This window comes from Spirochaetota bacterium, assembly GCA_040756435.1.
Taxonomy (GTDB): Bacteria; Spirochaetota; UBA4802; order UBA4802; family UB4802; genus UBA4802.
Map to the genome: position 1 here is coordinate 1 of JBFLZD010000032.1, position 21,062 is coordinate 21,062.

A 21,062-nucleotide genomic window follows, 5' to 3' on the forward strand; every position below is an offset into this window, starting at 1 on the left:
AAATTAAATGGGAAGAAATTAATTGAAAATATATATAAAAGATATCCTTATTTTACTTTAAAGAGTGAAATAGCCTGTGGAAAAGATAATATTAAATTAGAAAAATCCCCATGTTTTTTTACAATTGGTTATGAAGGGAAAACAATCGATGAATATTTAAATCAAATAATAAAAGAAAACATATATCTGATAATTGATGTAAGGAAAAATCCTGTGAGTATGAAATATGGGTTCAGTAAAAAATTTTTATTTAAAACTTTGCCGGAAAGCAACATTCAATATATTCACATGCCTGAACTTGGTATAGAAACAGAGAAACGCAAGAATTTAAATTCCGTTGAGGATTACAAAAAATTATTTGTTGAATATGAGAAAGAAATATCAAATAAACCAGTACTGATTGAAAAAATAATAAAATTATATCAAAACAAAAAAAGAATTGGGCTTACTTGTTTTGAGAAAGAATATATACAATGTCATAGATCAATAATATCAAAAAAAATTGAATATAATTATGGGATTAAAGTATCTCATATATGATTGTAAAAGATGTCAAAATACTCATACTTGTAAAAACATATCCTTCTCTTTCAAAAAAATATGGTGAATTAGTATGTACTGCTGGGATTGATGAAGATGGTAAATGGATTAGGCTTTACCCTATACCGTTTCGTCTACTTGAGTATGAAAAACGCTATAAAAAATATCAATGGATTAAAGCAAAAATAGGAAAAAATAAATCAGATCCGCGTCCCGAAAGTCATATAATCATTGATAATAATTCTATTAAACTTCTTGATGTTGTGGATACAGAAGATAAATGGGCAAAGCGGAAAGCATTATTAAAAAAAACGCCTATCTATAATGATATTTCACAATTAATTGAGAAAGCAAATAAAAATATTCTTTCTTTGGCTATCTTTAAACCTGAAGAAATTATAGATTTAAAAATAGAAGAGACTGATAGAGAATGGGACAAAGAAAAAATTAAACAGATTGAACAAAATAATAAACAACTTGAACTTTTTTCTTCTGAAGAAGAAATTTATTTTAAGGAAACATTCGAATTAGTTAAAAAAATTCCGTATATCTTTTCTTATACTTTTACTGATATAAAAGGGAAAAAATCGACTTTAATGATTGAGGATTGGGAAATAGGTCAATTATACTGGAATTGTTTAAAAAGATCGAATAATAACGAAAAAAAAGCTCTGGAATTGGTAAAAAATAAATATTTAAAAGAATTTCAGAAAAAAGATATATTATTTTTTCTCGGCACAACCCGGCAACATCATGGACGGGCAAAAAATCCTTTTGTTATTATTGGGGTATTCTATCCTCCGAAAAAAATCTTGACAAATAACACCTTTTTTTAGGAATATTTTATTTAAAATGTATATATTGTATATTTCAGACATGCCCACGTAGCTCAGTCGGCAGAGCATTTGCATGGTAAGCAAAAGGTCACCAGTTCGATTCTGGTCGTGGGCTCATTATTAATTTTATAAAAATTTTTATTTTTTTTTGATTCAGGTAATTAATTACTTGACGTGGTGTGCTATATTTATAGCGTGCTTTCGTATCTATAAAATTGCATACAAACGCTAAAAAACTGTAAAAATTCAATACACTTATACAAACTATTATTAATAATAGGATATCATTATGCGTGAAGTAGTTCTATTATCATGTAAAGATTGTAAAAATCGCAATTATGCAACCAAAAAGGACAAGAAAAAGCAAACTGGAAAGCTTGAAGTAATGAAATACTGTAAGCATTGCAATAAGCATACATTGCATAAAGAAACTAAAGCATAAGGTGCGTACCGTGTTTAATAAAACAGTACAGTTTGTTAAGGAATCCAGAGACGAGCTTAAAAAAGTTTCCTGGCCCGAACGTGATGAGGTAAGTGCTTTGACTATGGTTGTTGTTATAACGGTTATAATCACTGCGTTGTTTCTATGGTTGGTTGATGCTGCGTTGATGAAAATAGTATCTCTGGTGATGCAATAGCTATGACAAAAGGGTGGTATGTAATACATACATATTCCGGCCATGAGAATAAAGTCAAACTGGCGCTGGAAAAAAAAGTCCAGAATCTTAACCTGGGGGATAAGATATTTCAGGTGAAGATTCCAACTGTTGAGGAACATTCAGTTAAAGATGGAAAGAAGGTTGTAAAACCAAAGAAGATATTTCCCGGATATGTTCTGGTTGAAATGGTTCTTGATGATGAAACGTGGATGGCAATCAAGAGTATACCGGGGGTTACGAACTTTGTAGGTTCTTTTGGTACTGAAAAACCAAGGCCGCTTTCTGAAAAGGAAGTTGATAGCCTTTTCAATAAAATGGGTGAAGTCACAACCAAAGACAAAGTTGCCGTGGTCATGGATTTTTCTGTGGGCGAACATGTTAAGGTAATTGACGGCCCGTTTAAAGAATTCACCGGCGTTATTGAAGAGGTGTATCCCGATAAAGGGCGCTTGCGTGTTAAAGTTGAGATATTTGGCAGGGGAACTCCTGTTGAATTAGATTTTGTTCAGGTTGGTAAGATTTAATTTAAAAATATTGTTTTATAGGGTTGATTACGATGGCTCCAAAGAAGAAAAAAATAGTCACTCAAATTAAGTTACAAATCCCAGGCGGCCAGGCTAATCCTGCGCCACCGGTTGGTCCTGCTTTAGGTCAGCATGGCCTTAATATCATGGAGTTTTGTAAAGCATTCAATGAAAGAACAAAGGATCAACAGGGCACCATATTGCCTGTTATTATAACAGTGTATGAAGATAGGACGTATACATTTATCATTAAAACTCCACCTGCTGCTGTTCTCATTAAAAAGGCGTTGAAACTTGAAAAAGGCTCCAGTGAGCCTAACAAAAAAAAGGTTGGTAAAATTACTCAGGCTCAGCTTGAAGAGATAGCAAAATTAAAAATGCCGGATCTCAATGCGCATGATGTTGAAGCTGCTAAACGCATTATTGCAGGCACAGCTCGCTCTATGGGAGTAGAGGTGGTTGACTGATTTTTCACATTGAAATTTAGGATTTTTTGGGGTTGTATATGAAGAGAGGAAAAAGAATAACAGACGCACGAGCAAAAATAGATAAAAGCAAACTCTATCCACTAGAAGAAGCATTGGCTATGATGAAAGAGTTGGCTTTTGCAAAATTTGATGAGACTGTTGAAGTATCGGTAAAAGTCATTCATAAAAGTTATCAAAATGTACGTGGTTCGGTAGTGTTGCCGCATGGCACGGGTAAGGATATCAAGGTGCTTGTTATTTGCAAAGGCGATAAGCAGAAAGAAGCTTTAGAAGCAGGGGCTGATTTTGTTGGAGCTGAAGATGCTATCGAAAAAATTAAAAATGGATGGCTTGATTTTCAGGCTGTTATTGCTACACCCGATATGATGAAAGAAGTTGGAAAATTAGGCCCCATACTTGGAAAAAGAGGGCTTATGCCTAAACCAAAGTCGGGTACAGTGACTGATGATGTGAAAACTGCTGTTAAGGAATTAAAAGGCGGAAGAGTGGAATATAAGGCTGATAAAACAGGAGTTATTCATTTAGGAGTTGGAAAACTTTCTTTTGAACCGCAAAAATTAGCTGAAAATATTAAAGCATTTTATAGCCAGGTTGTTAAAGACAAGCCTTCGGATGCAAAAGGTAACTATATACGTTCTTTTCATGTATGCTCTACAATGGGGCCAGGAATCAAAATTAATTATAAGGGGATTGAACGGTAATGGTTAAGCAATATAAGGTGGATTTTGTTAATGAGCTAAAGGAAAAATTAGCTTCAAAAAAGAATGTTATATTAACTAATTACTCAGGCATTAAAGTTAAGGATATGTATCAGCTCCGCAAGATTTTGCGTGAAAAGGGAGCTGAGTATAAGGTTGTCAAAAATACGTTGTTCAGGAAAGCTCTTAAAGATTGTGGTTATCCTGAAATAGATCAATATCTTGTGGGGCCTATTGGCGTTGTCTTTGTAGATAAAGAAGTTAGTGAAGTTGCCAAGGTTTTAAAGGATTTTCAGAAAGAGCAGGATAAGTTCCAGTATAGCGTGGCGATAATGGATAACGTTGTATATTCGCCAAAAGATGTGCAGCGTATTGCAGATCTACCGTCAAAAGAAGTATTGCTGGCACAGGTGATGTCACTTATAAATGGTCCGGCATCAGGTACGGCTATAGCTATTAATCAGATTATGGCATCGTTGGCACGTGGTATTAAGCTGGTTGCAGAAAAAAACGCATAAACAATTAATTACAGCATATAATCAAGGGTAAATGATACTGAGTAAAGATGTGATTAACAGCTTTTTAGTATTGGTTACCCTTATAGGTTTTTACGACTAAAGTTCGTATTAACTTCAAGATTCACTAAGTATAAGGAGTAACATAATGGCAAAGTTATCAGTACAGGAATTGTTGGAAGCAATTGGTAGTTTAACACTTGTTGAAGCGGCTGAACTTGTAAAAGCTATGGAAGAAAAGTTTGGCATTTCAGCAGCAGCACCAGTTGCAGTAGCAGCAGCACCAGCAGCAGGTGCAGCAGCTGCAGAAGTTGAGGAAAAAACAGAATTTGATGTTATCCTCACTGGTTTTGGTGATAACAAGATTAATGTTATCAAGGAAGTCAGAGCCATTACCGGTTTAGGTTTAAAAGAAGCCAAAGACCTGGTAGAAGCTGGTGGCAAGCCAGTCAAGGAAAAGGTTTCCAAGGAAGAAGCCGAGAAGATTAAAAAACAGCTTGAAGAAGCTGGAGCTACTGTCGAGATTAAGTAACGTTTTAAACGTAAAATATCTTGAAAAGATTTTGGTAATACTGTATATTGAAAACAGTAGTAGGTTTGGTTGCGATGCAATCAAACCTACTGTTGTTGATATTTGTAGAATTTACTATCATTTTCAGTCTTTTGTATACAATAACAGTGCCCCAAACAGTATGAATAAAACAATAAACGAACAATATATTTTTACAATAATTTTTAATCGATTGTCCGATTTTCTTCATATTTTGGCTTATTGTGAATAAATTTTATTTTAGGTGTAAACTATGCAAAAACAACAAAAAGTTATCCGTTTTGGTAAAATAAAACCCGGCATTGGATTGCCAAATTTGATCGAAAATCAAACCGAATCGTTTAAATGGTTTTTACAGAAGGATGTAGCCCCTTCCAAAAGGAAAAACCAGGGTCTTCAGGCAGTGTTTCTTGAAACATTTCCAATAATAAGTCCCAATGATGATATAGAACTGGAATTTGTTGAATATGAGTTGGGTGAGCCAAAATATAATGTGCAGGAATGTAAGGAAAGAGATGTTACGTATGCAGCTCCGCTCAAAGCAACAATACGGCTCATTAAGAAGGATACCATGGAAGTCCGTGAGCAGTCTGTGTATATGGGCGATATACCATTAATGACAGAAAGTGGCACCTTCATTATAAATGGTGCAGAACGTGTTGTGGTAAATCAGTTGCACAGGTCACCGGGAATCTTCTTTTTCTGGGATGAAGTTGAAAGAATGTACAGTGCCCGGGTAATCCCTGACAGGGGATCATGGCTGGAATTTGAAATGGATGCTAAAGGCCTGATAGTTGCTCGTATTGACAGGAAGAAAAAATTCCCTGCAACTATCATTCTTAAAGCATTAGGGTATAATACTAACGAAGAGATAATTAAGCTTTTCTATAATACAAAAAAGATAACCCTTACTGAGGAAAAAGATTACGAATCTCTGAAAAATAAACGAGTTGCTTCTGATGTTATTAATCCAGAAACAGGAGAAGTACTATTAGAGGCTGGTGAACGAATAACTATTGACTATGTTGATATATTGCGGGATGAGAAGATAAAAGCTGTAGAAGTTATAGAATTCCCAAAGAATAAAGACGATGCATATCTCATTACTTCCTTAGAAAAAGACGATTGCAAAAGCTCTGAAGAAGCATTATTGAAATTGCATCAGATGCTTAGACCTGGTGAGCCAACCAATATTGACAATGCACGTGAGATATTTAACCGATTATTCTTTGATCCCAGAACATACAGTTTGGGGGGTGTTGGACGCTATAAGATAAATAAGAAGTTTGGCTTTGATATGAAAGAGGTAAAGGAAGATTACCTCAGAAAAGAAGATATAGTACATACGGTTAAATATTTAATTAACCTTATTGCTGAAGTCGATGGATATATCGTTGATGATATAGACCATTTAGGAAACAGGAGAATACGGCCCGTTGGCGAGCTTATTCAGAATCAGATAAAAATTGGCTTCCAACGAATGGAACGTGTTATTAAGGAACGTATGACCATACAGGATGTTGATGTGGTCACACCACAGGCGCTCATTAGCATCAAGCCAATTACTGCTGTCATCAATGAATTTTTTGGTTCCAGCCAGCTATCGCAGTTTATGGACCAGACAAACCCATTGGCAGAGCTAACCCATAAACGGCGGCTTAATGCATTAGGGCCAGGTGGTTTAACTCGTGAGCGCGCTGGTTTTGAAGTGCGTGATGTTCACCCATCACACTATGGAAGAATGTGTCCAATAGAGACTCCTGAAGGCCCCAATATTGGATTGATCATATCGATGAGTACGTATGCACGCATTAATGACTATGGTTTTCTGGAAACTCCCTATAAGGTTGTTGAAAATGGCAGGGTTACTGATAAGGTTGTATATCTTACTGCTGATGAAGAGGATAAATATTTTATAGCCCAGGCCAACGCCAAAATAGATGAAAGCGGCAAGTTTGTTGATAACCTCATTCCTTGCCGTCACCGGGGTGATTTCCCCTATAAACGCCCTGAAGAAATTCAGTATATGGACGTATCACCGGATCAGGTATTTTCAGTTTCAACATGCCTCATTCCGTTCCTGGAACATGATGATGCAAACCGTGCACTTATGGGTTCAAATATGCAAAGGCAAGCAGTGCCACTGTTAACGGAAGAAGTTCCGCTGGTAGGTACAGGTATGGAAGGCCCTGCGGCTATGGATTCAGGTGTTGTGATTAAGGCAAAACGCGCCGGCGAAGTAATATATGCAGATGCAAAAGTTATCAGGGTAAAAACATCAAGCGGCGAGATAGATGAATATACTCTCCTGAAGTTTAAACGAACCAATCAGGGCACCTGTTTCAACCAGAAACCAATTGTACGTAAAGGTCAAAAAATAAAAGCAGGTGACATCCTGGCTGATGGGCCTGCCACAGACAATGGGAAATTAGCGTTAGGGAAAAACATCCTGGTAGCATTCATGCCATGGATGGGATATAACTTTGAGGATGCTATTCTGCTTTCTGAACGCCTGGTATATGATGATATATATACATCATTACATATTGAGCAGTTTGAGATAGAAGCCAGAGAGACAAAGCTTGGAAGGGAAGTGATAACCCGTGATATTCCCAACCTGAGTGAAAAAGCGTTCAGAGATCTTGATGAAAATGGTATCGTTAGGATGGGTGCTTATGTTGCTCCGGGCGATATACTTGTGGGCAAGGTAACTCCTAAGGGAGAGCAGGACCTTACACCTGAATACAAACTGCTGCATTCCATATTTGGTGAAAAAGCGCGTGAGGTGCGCGATACATCGCTCAGAGTGCCTAATGGTGTTGAGGGTATAGTGATTGATGTGAAGCGTTTTTCGCGTGAGAATGGAGATGAGTTGTCTGCGGGTGTAGAAGAGCTTGTCAAAGTGTACATTGCTTCAAAAAGGAAGATATCAGTTGGCGACAAGATGGCGGGACGCCACGGTAACAAGGGTGTTATATCAAGGATAGTTCCTGTATATGATATGCCGTATTTACCTGACGGAACACCGGTTGATATTGTTTTAAATCCACTATCGGTACCATCCCGAATGAATTTGGGACAGCTTCTGGAAACTGAATTGGGCTGGGCGGCAAAGGAATTAGGATTTATAGCTGAATGCCCTATCTTTGATAGCCCAGAAGAGCAGGAGATACGCGAACTTTTGAAAAAAGCAGGTTTGCCAGAATCATCAAAGACTGTCCTGTATAATGGCCAGACAGGTGAGCCTTTTGAAAGTGAGGTTATGGTTGGTTACATTTACATGCTGAAATTAGCTCACATGGTTGATGATAAGATTCATGCGCGTTCAACAGGCCCCTATTCACTGGTAACACAGCAGCCATTGGGTGGTAAGGCACAGTTTGGCGGGCAGCGATTGGGTGAGATGGAAGTATGGGCACTTGAAGCATATGGTGCTGCATACACACTGCAGGAGCTTCTTACGGTGAAATCCGACGATATGTTAGGGCGAGCACGGATTTATGAAGCGATAGTTAAAGGTATTAACACTACCTCGCCTGGGATTCCGGAGTCATTCAATGTACTGGTTCAGGAATTGCGCGGCCTTGCACTGGATGTCAGAATTTATGATGACAATGGTAATGAGATAAATCTCTCTGAATGGAGCGAAGGCTTAAGCAAGCCAAAGAGAAAAATCAAGCTTGAAACGCTTGAAAATGAGTAATTGGTAAATTTTAAAAAATTTAATGTAAGGTAAGAAGGTAATATGATGAGAGATTTTAATGATTTCAATTCTATTCAAATAAAATTAGCTTCTCCTGATATGATCCGCGAGTGGTCATATGGTGAAGTGAAAAAACCTGAAACAATTAACTATCGTACCTTAAAACCTGAAAGGGATGGCCTCTTTTGCGAAAGAATATTTGGTACAACAAAAGAATGGGAATGCTATTGCGGCAAGTTCAAATCAATACGATATAAAGGTGTCGTGTGCGATCGTTGTGGTGTAGAGGTCACACATTATAAAGTCAGGCGTGAGCGTGGCGGTCATATTGAATTAGCATGCCCGGTGGCTCATATATGGTATTATCGCTCAGTACCATCACGAATAGGGTTGTTGCTTAATTTAACAGTGAATGAGTTAAAATCTATACTGTATTATGAAAAATACGTTGTTATTGATCCTTCTGATTCTGATTTGAAATATGGCGATGTTATAGATGAAGATACATTCAACCATTATTATGAAACCTATGGTGATGAGTTTGTAGCAGATATGGGAGCAGCTGCAATCAAGGAAATGCTAAGAAGGATAGACCTTGACGGCGAAGCACGTGAATTGCGAAGCAAAATTGCAGGCCAGGATAAACTGAAAGTAGATAAAAAAGATATTAAACGACTTGAACTCATAGAAGCTTTCAGAGATTCAGGCAACCGGCCTGAGTGGATGATACTTGATGTTGTACCGGTTATTCCTCCGGAACTAAGACCAATGGTTCAGCTTGATGGTGGAAGGTTTGCAACATCTGACCTTAATGACCTTTACAGGCGTGTTATCAATAGAAATAACCGGTTAAAACGATTACTTCTTCTGAGAGCACCTGATATTATTGTAAGAAATGAAAAACGCATGCTTCAGGAAGCTGTGGATGCACTGTTTGATAATAGCAAGCGCAAACGTGCAGTGAAAGGAAAAGCCAACAGGCCTCTTAAGTCGCTTAGTGACATGTTAAAAGGCAAACAGGGCAGGTTTAGACAGAACCTTCTGGGTAAGCGAGTTGATTATTCAGGTCGTTCAGTTATAGTTATTGGCCCTGAGCTTAAACTGCATCAGTGTGGATTGCCAAAGAAGATGGCTGTTGAGTTGTTCAAGCCTTTTATCATGAAGAGGCTGGTAGATAAAGGTTTTGTGCAGAATATAAAGTCTGCTAAAAAGATGGTGGAAAACGAAAGGCCTGAAGTGTGGGAAGTTTTAGAAGAGGTTATTGCCGAACATCCCGTGCTGTTAAACCGTGCTCCTACACTACACCGGTTAGGAATACAGGCGTTTGAACCAGTACTTGTAGAGGGGAAAGCTATCAAGCTGCATCCATTAGTATGCCATGCATACAATGCTGACTTTGATGGCGACCAGATGGCTGTTCACGTTCCCCTATCACCCCGGGCCCAGATAGAATGCTGGACATTAATGCTTTCGGCTAATAATTTACTTAACCCTGCCAATGGGCAGCCTATTGTAACTCCAACCCAGGATATTGTTCTTGGGATATATTATTTAACATCTGAACTCCGAAGCGAAACTGAATATCTTCCATATTTTGGCTCGATGGATGAAGTATTATATGCACTGGAATTCAGGCAAATTAAGTACAGGACAAAGATTAAATATCTGATGGATGGTGAATTTATTGAAACAACACCAGGTAGGTTAATCTTTAACGAGAAACTTCCGGCAGGATACCCTTTTGTTAACTATACTGTCAATGATAAGGAACTTTCAAAAATTATTTCTAAAATCTTCAGAGAGTTTGGTCCAACTGCAACAGTAAAGGTGCTTGATGACATCAAGGAATTGGGCTATAAATATGCAACATATTTTGGGCCAACTATCTCAACAAGTGATGTAAAAGTACCTCCATTGAAGGACGAATTAATTAAAAAATCTAATGAGATGCTGGAAAAGATTGAGAATGAATATCGTAACGGTTATATAACCAATGAAGAGCGGTATAATCGTGTTATTGACCTCTGGACAAAAACCAATGAAGATGTTACCGATGTTATGTTTAATACAATGTCACAGGATGCTGATGGATTTAATCCAATTTATATTATGGCACAGTCCGGAGCACGAGGAAGTAAACAGCAGATACGCCAGCTTGCAGGTATGCGTGGCCTTATGGCAAAACCAAGCGGTGAAATCATTGATGTACCCATCAAGTCAAATTTTAAAGAAGGACTGACAGTACTTGAGTATTTTATCTCCACTAACGGTGCACGAAAAGGTCTGGCAGATACTGCATTAAAAACTGCTGATGCCGGGTATTTAACACGAAGACTTGTTGATATCGCCCAGGATGTAGTTATAACAATGGATGATTGCGGTACCTCGGTAGGAATTGATGTAGGCGCATTGAAAGAAGGGGATGAGGTGGTGGAATCTATTGGTTCCAGGGTATTGGGCAGAACCCTGCTTTATGATCTGTATCATCCGGTTACCAATGAAATTATTTGCAAGAGTGGTGAATTAATTACTGAAGAGATTGCAGAAAAGATTGATGAATTAGGCCTTGACCGCATAACAATCAGATCGGTATTAACATGTGAAGCTCGACATGGTGTTTGTGCACGCTGTTATGGTAGAAATTTAGCTACTGCACGTATGGTTGATATTGGTGAGGCTGTGGGAATTATTGCGGCACAGTCTATTGGTCAGCCAGGTACTCAGCTTACCATGCGTACCTTCCACATCGGAGGTACTGCATCTCACGTTGTTGAAGAAAGTGAAATCAGTTTTAATTACCCTGTCTACATAAAGGAAACTACCTTCAAAACAGTAAAAACTGAGGACGAACAGGGTGAGAAGAAAACCATATCTGTACGGCGTGGTTATATCGTTTTACAGCGATTACTGGAAGAGATACCGGTAAAAAGTGGTGAACTGGTGGTACATGATGGTGACAGAGTATATAGTGGAACTCCAATAGTAAAAAAATCTGACGGTTCATTTACTGTTACAACAAAATCAGGTGTGGTCAAACTTGATAAATCCAGGGCATATATTCTTGGTGAGCCCAATATGATTCCTGTTAATATAGGTTCTACAATTTATTTAAAAACTGATAAATTTTATAATGTAAACCCACAGACGGGGAAAACTGATGTGCTGGTGAAATTTGATCCCTGGTTTGAGCCAATATTAACAGAAATAAATGGTAAGGTAAAATTTATTGATATTGAAATCAATAAGAGTATGAGGGAGGAGATAGATCCTCAGACACATCAGCTTAAGCGTATTATCGTTGAGGCAAAAACTGAAAAGTTACAGCCAGCTATCGAAGTTTCATCTGCTGATGAAACATTCAACTATCTATTACCAAAAGGCGCACACCTGTTTGTTGATGATGGACAGACAGTAAAGGCAGGCATGGTTCTTGCAAAAATACCAAAAGAAGTGGAAAAGACAAAAGATATTACAGGTGGCTTGCCACGAGTAGCTGAACTGTTTGAAGCACGCACCCCCAAGGATAAGGCAACCATATCCGAAATTGACGGACGTGTTAAAATTGGCGATACCGTTAAGAATAAACGTAAGATAATTGTTACCGGTGATTATGGCGAAGAAAGAGAATATCAGATACCTGCTTCCAAGTATTTACGGGTTCAGGATGGCGACTGGATCAATAAAGGTGATAAAATAGATGATGGCCCAATTGATCCCCATGATATCCTTGATATTAAGGGACCGCGTGAACTTGAAAAATTCCTTGTAAACGAAATTCAGGAAGTGTATCGTTTACAGGGTGTTCAGATAAATGATAAGCACATTGAGATAATTGTGCGACAGATGTTAAGAAAAGTCATCATAGAAGATCCTGGTGATACAAGCTTTGTGGTAGACCAGATAGTTGATAAGTTTGAGTTTGATGATGAAAATATGCGTGTTGAAAAAGAAGGTGGTAAAGCAGCATCTGCAAAACCGGTACTGATGGGTATAACAAAATCTGCTCTTAATACAGAATCGTTTATATCTGCTGCATCGTTCCAGGAAACAACACGCGTGTTAACCGAAGCAGCAATTAAAGGAAAGATTGATAGATTACGTGGATTAAAGGAAAATGTAATCATTGGTCATCTAATCCCAGCAGGTACGGGTGTGCGCGAATACAATAAGGTTACCGTATATCAAAAAGTTAAGGGCGATTTAGATGGCGTTGCAAAAGAAGTAGAGGAAGAAATCCCTGCTGAGAAGTAAAATTTCTTGACAATTCTACAGGTAAAATTGATTAATCACTTTCAATTAAAATTTTGAAAGTGGTTAATCTGCATAATATAATGATATAATATTTAATAAATGTAGTGAGGAGACAGGATGCCTACAATTAATCAGTTAATACGGAAAGGGAGATCTGAAAAGGTTAAGAAATCAAAATCCCCGGCACTGAAGAGTTGCCCTCAGAAAAGAGGAGTATGTACACGAGTAATGACTGTTACTCCAAAAAAACCTAATTCAGCATTACGGAAGGTTGCCCGTGTGAGGCTGACCAATGGAATAGAAGTAACTGCATATATTCCAGGTATAGGCCATAATCTTCAGGAACACTCTGCTGTGCTTGTAAGAGGTGGAAGGGTAAAGGACCTGCCTGGTGTCAGGTACCATATAGTACGTGGAACATTGGATTCTTTAGGTGTTAATGACCGCAAAAAAGGCAGATCAAAATACGGCACTAAGCGGCCAAAAGCATAATGTAATAATTATTTGGTATAGTGAGGTTTAATAATGGCACGAAGGCGTAGACCAGCAAAGCGGACAATTTTACCGGACCCAAAATATGGCAATATAGTAGTTTCAAAATTTATTAATTGCATGATGTTGAAAGGCAAAAAAGGGGTTGCTGAGCAGGCTTTTTATAAAGCATTGGAACTCATTGGTGAGCGTACTCAGAAAGACCCCATTGAAGTGTTTATCACTTCGCTTGAAAATGTAAAGCCTCTTGTTGAGGTTAAATCACGGCGTGTTGGTGGTGCAACGTATCAGGTTCCTGTTGAAATACGCCCTGAAAGGCGACAGGCACTTGCTATCAGGTGGCTAATAAATAATGCCCGCAGCAGAAATGAAAAGACCATGTTTCAGAAGCTGGCGGGTGAGCTACTGGATGCATACAACAACACCGGTGCTTCAATAAAGAAAAAGGAAGATACTCACAAGATGGCAGAAGCTAACAAGGCATTTTCACATTATAAGTGGTAATTATATTATTTGCTGTTGAAAAGTTTGATATATAAAATACCAGGGCATCCCCCTGGTATTTGATGCTTTGTCATAAATAATTATATTTGTCATCAGGAATTATGGGAAGAGAGTTACCATTACACAGAACGCGAAATATTGGGATAATGGCTCATATTGATGCAGGTAAAACCACATTAACCGAGCGTATCCTCTATTATACTGGCAAGACGTATAAAATTGGTGAAGTCCATGATGGCACTGCAGAGATGGACTGGATGATTCAGGAAAAGGAACGAGGAATTACCATAACTGCTGCTGCTACCACAACCTACTGGAAAAATACACGCATCAATATCATTGACACTCCAGGGCATGTTGATTTCACCGTTGAGGTGGAACGAAGCCTGAGAGTTTTAGACGGAGCTATCGCCGTATTTGATGCCGTTGCCGGAGTGGAGCCTCAGAGTGAAACAGTGTGGAGACAGGCTACACACTACAATGTCCCCCGAATATGTTTTGTAAATAAAATGGATAGAGTGGGTGCAGATTTTGAGAATTGTCTCACCATGATAAAGGAACGTTTGTATTCCGTACCGTTGCCCCTACAAATTCCCTATGGAAAAGAGGATAGCTTTAAGGGTGTTATAGATATAGTCCAGATGAAAGCATTGGTGTGGGCTGACCAGTTGGGTGAGCATTATGACATTGTTCCAATACCTGACCAATACCAGGATGAAGCTTTGTATTATCGCGAACACCTGATTGAACTTGTTGCAGAATACGATGAAGAAATGCTGGAAAAATATTTGGAAGGTGTGGAAATAACCGAAACTGAGCTGAAACGTGCTATTCGCAATGCAACGTTGAAAACTGCATTGTTCCCGGTATTTTGTGGCAGTGCACTGAAAAATAAAGGTGTCCAGCCATTGATTGATGCCATTATTGACTATCTGCCCTCGCCTAAGGATATCCCGGCTGTAAAGGGGCATGATGTACATCATGATGATAAAATCATAGAGCGCCATCCTGATGACAGGGAACCTTTTTGTGCACTGGTCTTTAAGATAGCAAGTGACTCGTATGTGGGGAAGCTCTGTTATATCAGAGTGTACTCGGGGCATCTGGCAGCGGGTGATACTGTTTATAATGTCAATAAGCAGAAAAAAGAACGTATTGGACGGATATTGCGGATGCATGCCAATGACCGGGAAGACATCAAAGAAATATATACGGGGGATATTGCTGCACTTGTGGGTTTGAGGTTTGCCCAGACAGGCGATACCATCACATCGATTGATGCGCCACTACTTCTAGAAAAGATGGAATTTCCGGAGCCTGTAATATCGCGGGCAGTAGAGCCCAAAACAAGGGCAGATCTTGAAAAATTGCATACAGTTCTAAAGCGTTTGGAAGAAGAGGATCCAACGTTTTTTGTCAAAATTGATGAAGAAAGCGGGCAAACGATCATTTCGGGGATGGGTGAACTGCATCTGGAAATCATTGTTGACAGGTTACAGCGTGAGTTCAATGTGCTTGTCAATGTTGGCAAGCCACAGGTTGCCTATAAAGAAACAGTCACAGCAGCAGCCAGGGCTGAAGGAGTATTTGAAAAAGACATTGCCGGAAAATTGCAATATGGCCATGTACTGCTTGAGGTAAGTTCGTGCGATAGTTCCTTTGAGTTTGTTTCAAAGGTGGATACATCATTGTTACCCGAAAATTGCCTAAAAGCCGTGGAGATGGGTTGCCGTGATGCACTCAGTTCCGGGGTAATAGCTGGATATGAGATGACAAAGATACGGGTTGTACTTGAAGATGCAAAATACCGCGAAGATGCTTCAGTTGACCATGCATACCGTATTGCTGCAACAATGGCTTTCAGAGATGCAGCACGGAAAGCTTCACCAATGTTGCTTGAGCCTGTTATGAAGCTGGAAGTGGTGGTGCCTGATGAATATATGGGTGACATAATCAATGATATTAATTCACGACGTGGAAAAATTGAACATATTGATATTCGTGGTATGCTAAAGGTTATAGATGCGTATGTGCCACTGGCTGAAGCATTTGGCTATACAACTGCTATACGTTCACTGAGCCAGGGGAGAGCATCGCATACGTTGCAATTCAGCCATTATGAAGTTGTCCCCCAGGCTGTGATGGAAAAGGTTCTTGGCAGTTACTATCGCCCTGTTTAGTATAAAATAATGATAAAAAATTAATTTTAATTTTTATAAAAAAATATTTGATATTTTATAAATTACGCAATAAATTAGTTGACAGATAAAGCATATATTTTTTTAATTCACACACTTCCACCGTTATGCACTAAAATAGATGATGTGGAAGTTTGTGTTATCTGAACGTAATACTTTCTAACGATCATAGAGTGATAAAATCTTTAGCGTTGGTGCTACGTTTGTATTGTATTATTGTGTTTATGTGATATAATGAAATTTATTATTTTTATAAAGGAGATAACAAATGGCAAAGGCAAAATTTGACAGAACCAAACCACATGTTAATGTTGGAACAATCGGCCATATTGACCATGGCAAGACTACATTAACATCTGCAATAACAAAAGTTCTTGCGGCTGCGTATGGTGGCAATAATAAACCTGTAGAATTTGATCAGATAGATAATGCACCAGAAGAAAAAGCACGAGGTATAACGATTGCTACTTCACATCAGGAATATGAAACACCAAACAGGCATTATGCACATGTTGATTGTCCTGGCCATGCTGACTATATTAAAAACATGATTACCGGTGCTGCACAGATGGACGCTGCTATTCTTGTTGTTGCAGCAACTGACGGCCCAATGCCTCAGACAAAAGAGCACGTTCTTTTAGCTCGCCAGGTTAACGTACCTTATATCATTGTTTTTCTTAATAAAGTTGATATGCTTGATCCGGCTGACAGGGATGAGCTGGTTGAGCTGGTTGAAATGGAAATCAGAGATCTTCTCAACAAGTATGAGTTCCCTGGTGACACAATTCCAATTATACCTGGTTCTGCATTGAAAGCCATGCAGTGTGGTTGCGGAAAGAAAGAATGTGAAGCATGTGGACCAATTATAAAATTGGCTGAAACCCTTGATACCTATGTTCCTGAACCAAAGCGTGATAGGGATAAACCATTCCTTATGCCTATTGAAGACGTATTTTCAATTACTGGCCGTGGAACAGTTGTAACCGGAAGGATTGAGCGTGGTATTGTAAGGACTGGTGATGAAGTTGAGATTGTTGGTTTTGGTGAAACCAAAAAGACAGTTGTTACCGGTGTTGAAATGTTCCGAAAGATTCTTGATGAAGGTATTGCTGGTGACAACGTAGGATGTCTCCTCCGTGGTACAGGCAAGGATGAAGTTGAGCGTGGACAGGTTTTGGCAAAACCGGGTTCAATTACTCCTCATAAAAAATTTGAAGCTGAAGTTTACGTACTATCAAAAGAAGAAGGTGGTCGTCATACTCCATTCTTCAGTAACTATCGCCCACAGTTCTATTTTAGAACTACTGACGTAACCGGCATCATTCAGTTGCCTGAGGGTGTAGAGATGGTTATGCCAGGTGACAATATTAAGATGACGGTAGAGCTTATTACACCTGTTGCAATGGAAGAAACCCTTCGATTTGCAATACGAGAAGGTGGAAGGACTGTTGGAGCTGGTGTAGTTTCCAAGATATTAGAATAAATAATTTATTGATTTAAAATTAGTAATGTTCATAGTTGTCAGGCTGGTGTACAATCAACCTGACAACTATTTACAATATAACGGGAATATTATCCATTGAAGAAGATTGTTATAGACGATCTTGATGTGGGTGAACAGCGTAAGAAATTATAATTTGATATTTGGATGAAAGAAAGGTGTTACAGTGGCAAAGCTTACGGGACAACGAATTAGGGTGAAATTGAGATCATTTGATCCATATTTATTAGATCAATCGGCAGCTAAAATAGTTGCGACAACGAACAGGAGTGGTGCAAAAGTAGCAGGTCCTATACCGCTACCTACACGAATTGAAAAATTTTGTGTATTGCGTTCCCCTCATGTTAACAAGAAGTCGCGTGAGCAGTTTGAGATACGAACTCATAAGCGTCTGATCGATATCATCGATCCTAACTCCGATACAGTTGAAGCGCTTATGAAGTTGGAATTGCCTGCTGGTGTTTCTGTAGATATAAAATCATAATTATTTCATCTTTCATGAAAATTTGGTAGATAGCTCTTTAAGAAAGAGTGTGATAGTCTTATAATCGATGCATGGGATAGGAAAATGAAAAAGGCTTTAATTGGCAAAAAGATAGGGATGAGTCAGATGTTTTTAGACGATGGGACAGTGGTTCCGGTTACTGTGTGTGAACTTGGTCCGTGCGTTGTTGTACAGAAGAAGACTGTTGAAAAGGACGGATATAATGCATTGAAACTGGGATATGGTGAAACAAAAGCTCATCGTCTTACAAAACCGATATTGCAAGATTTAAAGAAGAAAAATCTTCCTTTACTGAAGGTATTCAGGGAAGTTGAAAACTTTGATGAAAATCTTCAGGAAGGAAGTGTTATTACCTGTGAGATATTTACTGAAAACCAGATGGTTGATGTTACCGGTATTTCTAAGGGAAAAGGGTTTGCTGGTGTTATTAAAAGGCATGGATTCCATGGTGGTAGAGAAACCCATGGGTCAAACTTCCACAGAGCTCCTGGCTCCATTGGTGCAAACACATTCCCTGCTGAAGTCTGGAAGGGGAAAAAATTGCCAGGAAGACATGGTGGAAAAACTGTTACTGTTAAAAATTTAAAGATAGTTAAGATAATCAAAGACAAGAATTTAGTATTAATATCTGGTGCTGTCCCTGGTACCGTTAATTCAATTATTACAGTACAAAGCAAATAGGCAGGGTTATTATGGTTGTTGATGTTTATACAGTTGATGGAAAAGTTAAAGGACAGATTGAGTTGAATGAAACCATCTTTAATGCAAAGATTAATGATGTTCTGATATATGAATTGATTAAGGCTGCAAATGCCAATTTGCGTCAGGGAACTCATGATACCAAAGAGCGTTCTTTAGTATCAGGTGGTGGGGCAAAACCATGGAGGCAGAAAGGTACAGGTAGAGCACGCCAGGGATCTATTCGTGCTCCTCAGTGGAAGGGTGGTGGCGTGGTTTTTGGTCCACATCCACGTGACTATCGTATTGAATTACCTAAAGGTATCAGGCAGGAAGCCTATCGTTCATTATTATCTCTGAAGTTCAAGGAAGGCGCAGTTAAAGTTGTTGAGGACTTTTCAGTGGAAAGTGGTAAAACTAAGGATATAGCTTCAATAGCCAAAAAGCTTAATGTTAAAAAAGGTGTACTGATTACTGATAGTGAAGATACCATGTTGAAAAGAGCAATACGAAATATTCCATGGTTTGTGTATAATAATGTAAAACGGCTATCAAGCAGGGATATATTTTATACTCAGACAGTTTTAATAACCGAAAGTGCTGCAAAAATTATTAATTCGAAGTATGCAAAAGGTGAGTAATTATGGATGTTAATGATATAATCATACGCCCTGTTATTACAGAAAAGGCAACTGAACTTGCAAAACAAAACAAATACGTGTTTAGAGTACATAAAAAAGCAAATAAAGATATGATAGAGAAGGCTATAAGCAGTATTTTTGGCGTTACACCCGTAAAGGTGAATGTTATGATTGTACGGGGCAAGCGTAAAAGAGTGCGGTATAATTACGGATATACAGCATCATGGAAAAAAGCGATAGTTACGTTAAAAGAAGGCGATAAAATAGAAGTTTTTGAATCAAAATAAGAAATTTTTACTATAAGCAATAAAGGTAACGACAATGGGTTTGAAAAAGTATCGGCCATTAACACCAACATTACGATATCAGACAGTGCTGGATTTCAGTGAGATTACCACTGATGAACCGTTGAAGTCGCTTACAAAGGGCAAGAAAAGTTATGCGGGTAGAGGCTTCAAGGGGCAGGTTTCTGTCAGAAGAAAAGGTGGTGGGCATAAGCGCCGCTATAGAATTATTGATTTCAAGCGCAATAAATATAATATTGAAGGTAAGGTTGCTACATTAGAATATGATCCAAACCGAAGTGCAAATATTGCTTTAATCGTTTATAAAGACGGTGAAAAAAGATACATTATTGCACCTGCTTCGGTTAAGGTTGGTGATACGATAGTTTCTGGCGAAAATGTTGAAGTTAAACCAGGTAATGCAATGCCTTTAAAAAACATACCGGATGGTACCAATATTTATAATATTGAGTTGCATAAAGGTAAAGGTGGTCAGTTAGTGCGTTCAGCAGGTACCAGTGCCGTTATAACTGCAAAAGAAGGTGATTATTGCCTGATCAAATTACCCTCGGGCGAAATCAGGAAGATACATTGTGAATGCTATGCAACAATTGGTGAAGTTTGCAATAAGGATCATATAAATGTAGATATAGGAAAGGCTGGTAGAAGCAGATGGTTGGGGAGAAGGCCAAAGGTAAGAGGTGTCGCAATGAATCCGGTTGACCATCCACTTGGTGGTGGCGAAGGGAAATCATCTGGAGGAAGACACCCCTGTTCGCCAACTGGCAAACCTACAAAAGGGTATAAGACCAGGAAGAAGAAGAAATACAGCGACAAAATGATTATTAAACGAAGGAAGTAATTGCTATGGCTCGTTCATTGAAAAAAGGACCGTATGTTGATATAAAGTTATTTAAGAAAATTGAGGAAATGAACTCAACAAACACCAAAAAAGCCATTAAAACATGGTCACGAAGGTCTACTATATTCCCTGAGATGATTGGCCATACGATTATGGTCCACAATGGGAAGAATTTTATTCCGGTATATGTAACTGAGAATATGGTTGGACATAAATTGGGTGAGTTTGCACCTACCAGAACTTTCAGAGGTCATGCAGGCAAAGATGATAAGGTAGCAAAGAGGGGCAAGTAAATGGAAACAAGGGCATTGTCACGATATAACAGAATTTCTGCCAGTAAGGCACGTCTGGTTGCAAATGAAATACGGGGTTTTTCCTTTCCTGAAGCCATTGATATTCTGAAAGCAATACCCCGTAAAGCATCAAAGGTTATCATGAAAACGCTGTATTCAGCAGCGGCAAATGCTAAATATAGCAATCCTGAAGTACGGGAAAATAATTTATATATCAAGAAGGTTGTTGTGGACGAGGGCCCAACAATGAAACGGTTCAGACCTCGTGCACGTGGACGAGCTTCACGTATACGAAAAAGAACCAGCACAATTGAAATAATTTTATCTGATGAAAATTAAT

At 38.6% G+C, this 21,062-nt stretch carries 22 protein-coding genes and 1 tRNA gene; all 23 read left to right on the forward strand.

Annotated elements, in window-relative coordinates:
- On the forward strand, positions 1–540 hold a 540-nt coding region (locus tag AB1444_10045; protein ID MEW6526996.1), incomplete at its 5' end, for a DUF488 domain-containing protein.
- Positions 537–1,376: a hypothetical protein gene (locus AB1444_10050; GenBank protein ID MEW6526997.1), complete on the forward strand. Its 840-nt coding sequence runs from the start codon at positions 537–539 to the stop codon at positions 1,374–1,376. The genes AB1444_10045 and AB1444_10050, both read left to right, overlap by 4 nt.
- Before the next feature lie 42 nt (positions 1,377–1,418).
- Positions 1,419–1,491: transfer RNA gene (locus tag AB1444_10055), tRNA-Thr, on the forward strand.
- 174 nt (positions 1,492–1,665) lie between these two features.
- A complete protein-coding gene (gene rpmG / locus AB1444_10060) occupies positions 1,666–1,818 on the forward strand; it encodes a 50S ribosomal protein L33 (GenBank protein ID MEW6526998.1) in 153 nt (50 codons plus the stop codon).
- A gap of 10 nt (positions 1,819–1,828) precedes the next feature.
- Entirely contained in the window at positions 1,829–2,014 is a 186-nt protein-coding gene (gene secE / locus AB1444_10065; protein ID MEW6526999.1) for a preprotein translocase subunit SecE, read from the forward strand.
- 2 nt (positions 2,015–2,016) lie between these two features.
- A complete protein-coding gene (gene nusG / locus AB1444_10070) occupies positions 2,017–2,559 on the forward strand; it encodes a transcription termination/antitermination protein NusG (GenBank protein ID MEW6527000.1) in 543 nt (180 codons plus the stop codon).
- A 32-nt stretch (positions 2,560–2,591) separates the two neighbouring features.
- Positions 2,592–3,026 carry a 50S ribosomal protein L11 gene (gene rplK / locus AB1444_10075; GenBank protein ID MEW6527001.1) on the forward strand — a complete coding sequence of 145 codons (435 nt, stop codon included), beginning with the start codon at positions 2,592–2,594 and terminating at the stop codon, positions 3,024–3,026.
- Positions 3,027–3,064: 38 nt separating this feature from the next.
- Entirely contained in the window at positions 3,065–3,748 is a 684-nt protein-coding gene (rplA, locus tag AB1444_10080) for a 50S ribosomal protein L1 (GenBank protein MEW6527002.1), read from the forward strand.
- Positions 3,748–4,263, forward strand: coding sequence for a 50S ribosomal protein L10 (gene rplJ / locus AB1444_10085; protein ID MEW6527003.1), 516 nt, complete (start codon positions 3,748–3,750; stop codon positions 4,261–4,263). The genes rplA and rplJ overlap by 1 nt, the downstream gene beginning before the upstream one ends.
- A gap of 145 nt (positions 4,264–4,408) precedes the next feature.
- Positions 4,409–4,792: a 50S ribosomal protein L7/L12 gene (gene rplL, locus AB1444_10090; GenBank protein ID MEW6527004.1), complete on the forward strand. Its 384-nt coding sequence runs from the start codon at positions 4,409–4,411 to the stop codon at positions 4,790–4,792.
- A 271-nt stretch (positions 4,793–5,063) separates the two neighbouring features.
- Positions 5,064–8,513: a DNA-directed RNA polymerase subunit beta gene (gene rpoB, locus AB1444_10095; GenBank protein ID MEW6527005.1), complete on the forward strand. Its 3,450-nt coding sequence runs from the start codon at positions 5,064–5,066 to the stop codon at positions 8,511–8,513.
- A 45-nt stretch (positions 8,514–8,558) separates the two neighbouring features.
- Positions 8,559–12,764 (forward strand): DNA-directed RNA polymerase subunit beta', encoded by a 4,206-nt coding sequence (gene rpoC / locus AB1444_10100; protein MEW6527006.1) that lies wholly within the window; start codon positions 8,559–8,561, stop codon positions 12,762–12,764.
- A gap of 117 nt (positions 12,765–12,881) precedes the next feature.
- Positions 12,882–13,256: a 30S ribosomal protein S12 gene (rpsL, locus tag AB1444_10105; GenBank protein ID MEW6527007.1), complete on the forward strand. Its 375-nt coding sequence runs from the start codon at positions 12,882–12,884 to the stop codon at positions 13,254–13,256.
- A 33-nt stretch (positions 13,257–13,289) separates the two neighbouring features.
- On the forward strand, positions 13,290–13,760 hold the full coding sequence (gene rpsG / locus AB1444_10110; protein MEW6527008.1) for a 30S ribosomal protein S7: 471 nt from the start codon (positions 13,290–13,292) through the stop codon (positions 13,758–13,760).
- Between the two features lie 101 nt (positions 13,761–13,861).
- The gene (gene fusA / locus AB1444_10115) at positions 13,862–15,940 is read left to right on the forward strand and encodes an elongation factor G (GenBank protein ID MEW6527009.1); all 2,079 of its coding nucleotides are present in this window, start codon (positions 13,862–13,864) and stop codon (positions 15,938–15,940) included.
- 286 nt (positions 15,941–16,226) lie between these two features.
- The gene (gene tuf / locus AB1444_10120; GenBank protein MEW6527010.1) at positions 16,227–17,441 is read left to right on the forward strand and encodes an elongation factor Tu; all 1,215 of its coding nucleotides are present in this window, start codon (positions 16,227–16,229) and stop codon (positions 17,439–17,441) included.
- Between the two features lie 184 nt (positions 17,442–17,625).
- Positions 17,626–17,943: a 30S ribosomal protein S10 gene (rpsJ, locus tag AB1444_10125; GenBank protein MEW6527011.1), complete on the forward strand. Its 318-nt coding sequence runs from the start codon at positions 17,626–17,628 to the stop codon at positions 17,941–17,943.
- Between the two features lie 84 nt (positions 17,944–18,027).
- A complete protein-coding gene (rplC, locus tag AB1444_10130) occupies positions 18,028–18,645 on the forward strand; it encodes a 50S ribosomal protein L3 (protein ID MEW6527012.1) in 618 nt (205 codons plus the stop codon).
- Between the two features lie 11 nt (positions 18,646–18,656).
- On the forward strand, positions 18,657–19,283 hold the full coding sequence (gene rplD / locus AB1444_10135; protein ID MEW6527013.1) for a 50S ribosomal protein L4: 627 nt from the start codon (positions 18,657–18,659) through the stop codon (positions 19,281–19,283).
- A 2-nt stretch (positions 19,284–19,285) separates the two neighbouring features.
- A complete protein-coding gene (gene rplW, locus AB1444_10140) occupies positions 19,286–19,570 on the forward strand; it encodes a 50S ribosomal protein L23 (GenBank protein ID MEW6527014.1) in 285 nt (94 codons plus the stop codon).
- Between the two features lie 34 nt (positions 19,571–19,604).
- Positions 19,605–20,429, forward strand: coding sequence for a 50S ribosomal protein L2 (gene rplB / locus AB1444_10145; protein ID MEW6527015.1), 825 nt, complete (start codon positions 19,605–19,607; stop codon positions 20,427–20,429).
- A 5-nt stretch (positions 20,430–20,434) separates the two neighbouring features.
- Entirely contained in the window at positions 20,435–20,722 is a 288-nt protein-coding gene (gene rpsS / locus AB1444_10150) for a 30S ribosomal protein S19 (protein ID MEW6527016.1), read from the forward strand.
- Positions 20,723–21,061 (forward strand): 50S ribosomal protein L22, encoded by a 339-nt coding sequence (gene rplV, locus AB1444_10155; GenBank protein ID MEW6527017.1) that lies wholly within the window; start codon positions 20,723–20,725, stop codon positions 21,059–21,061.
- Position 21,062: the final 1 nt, after the last annotated feature.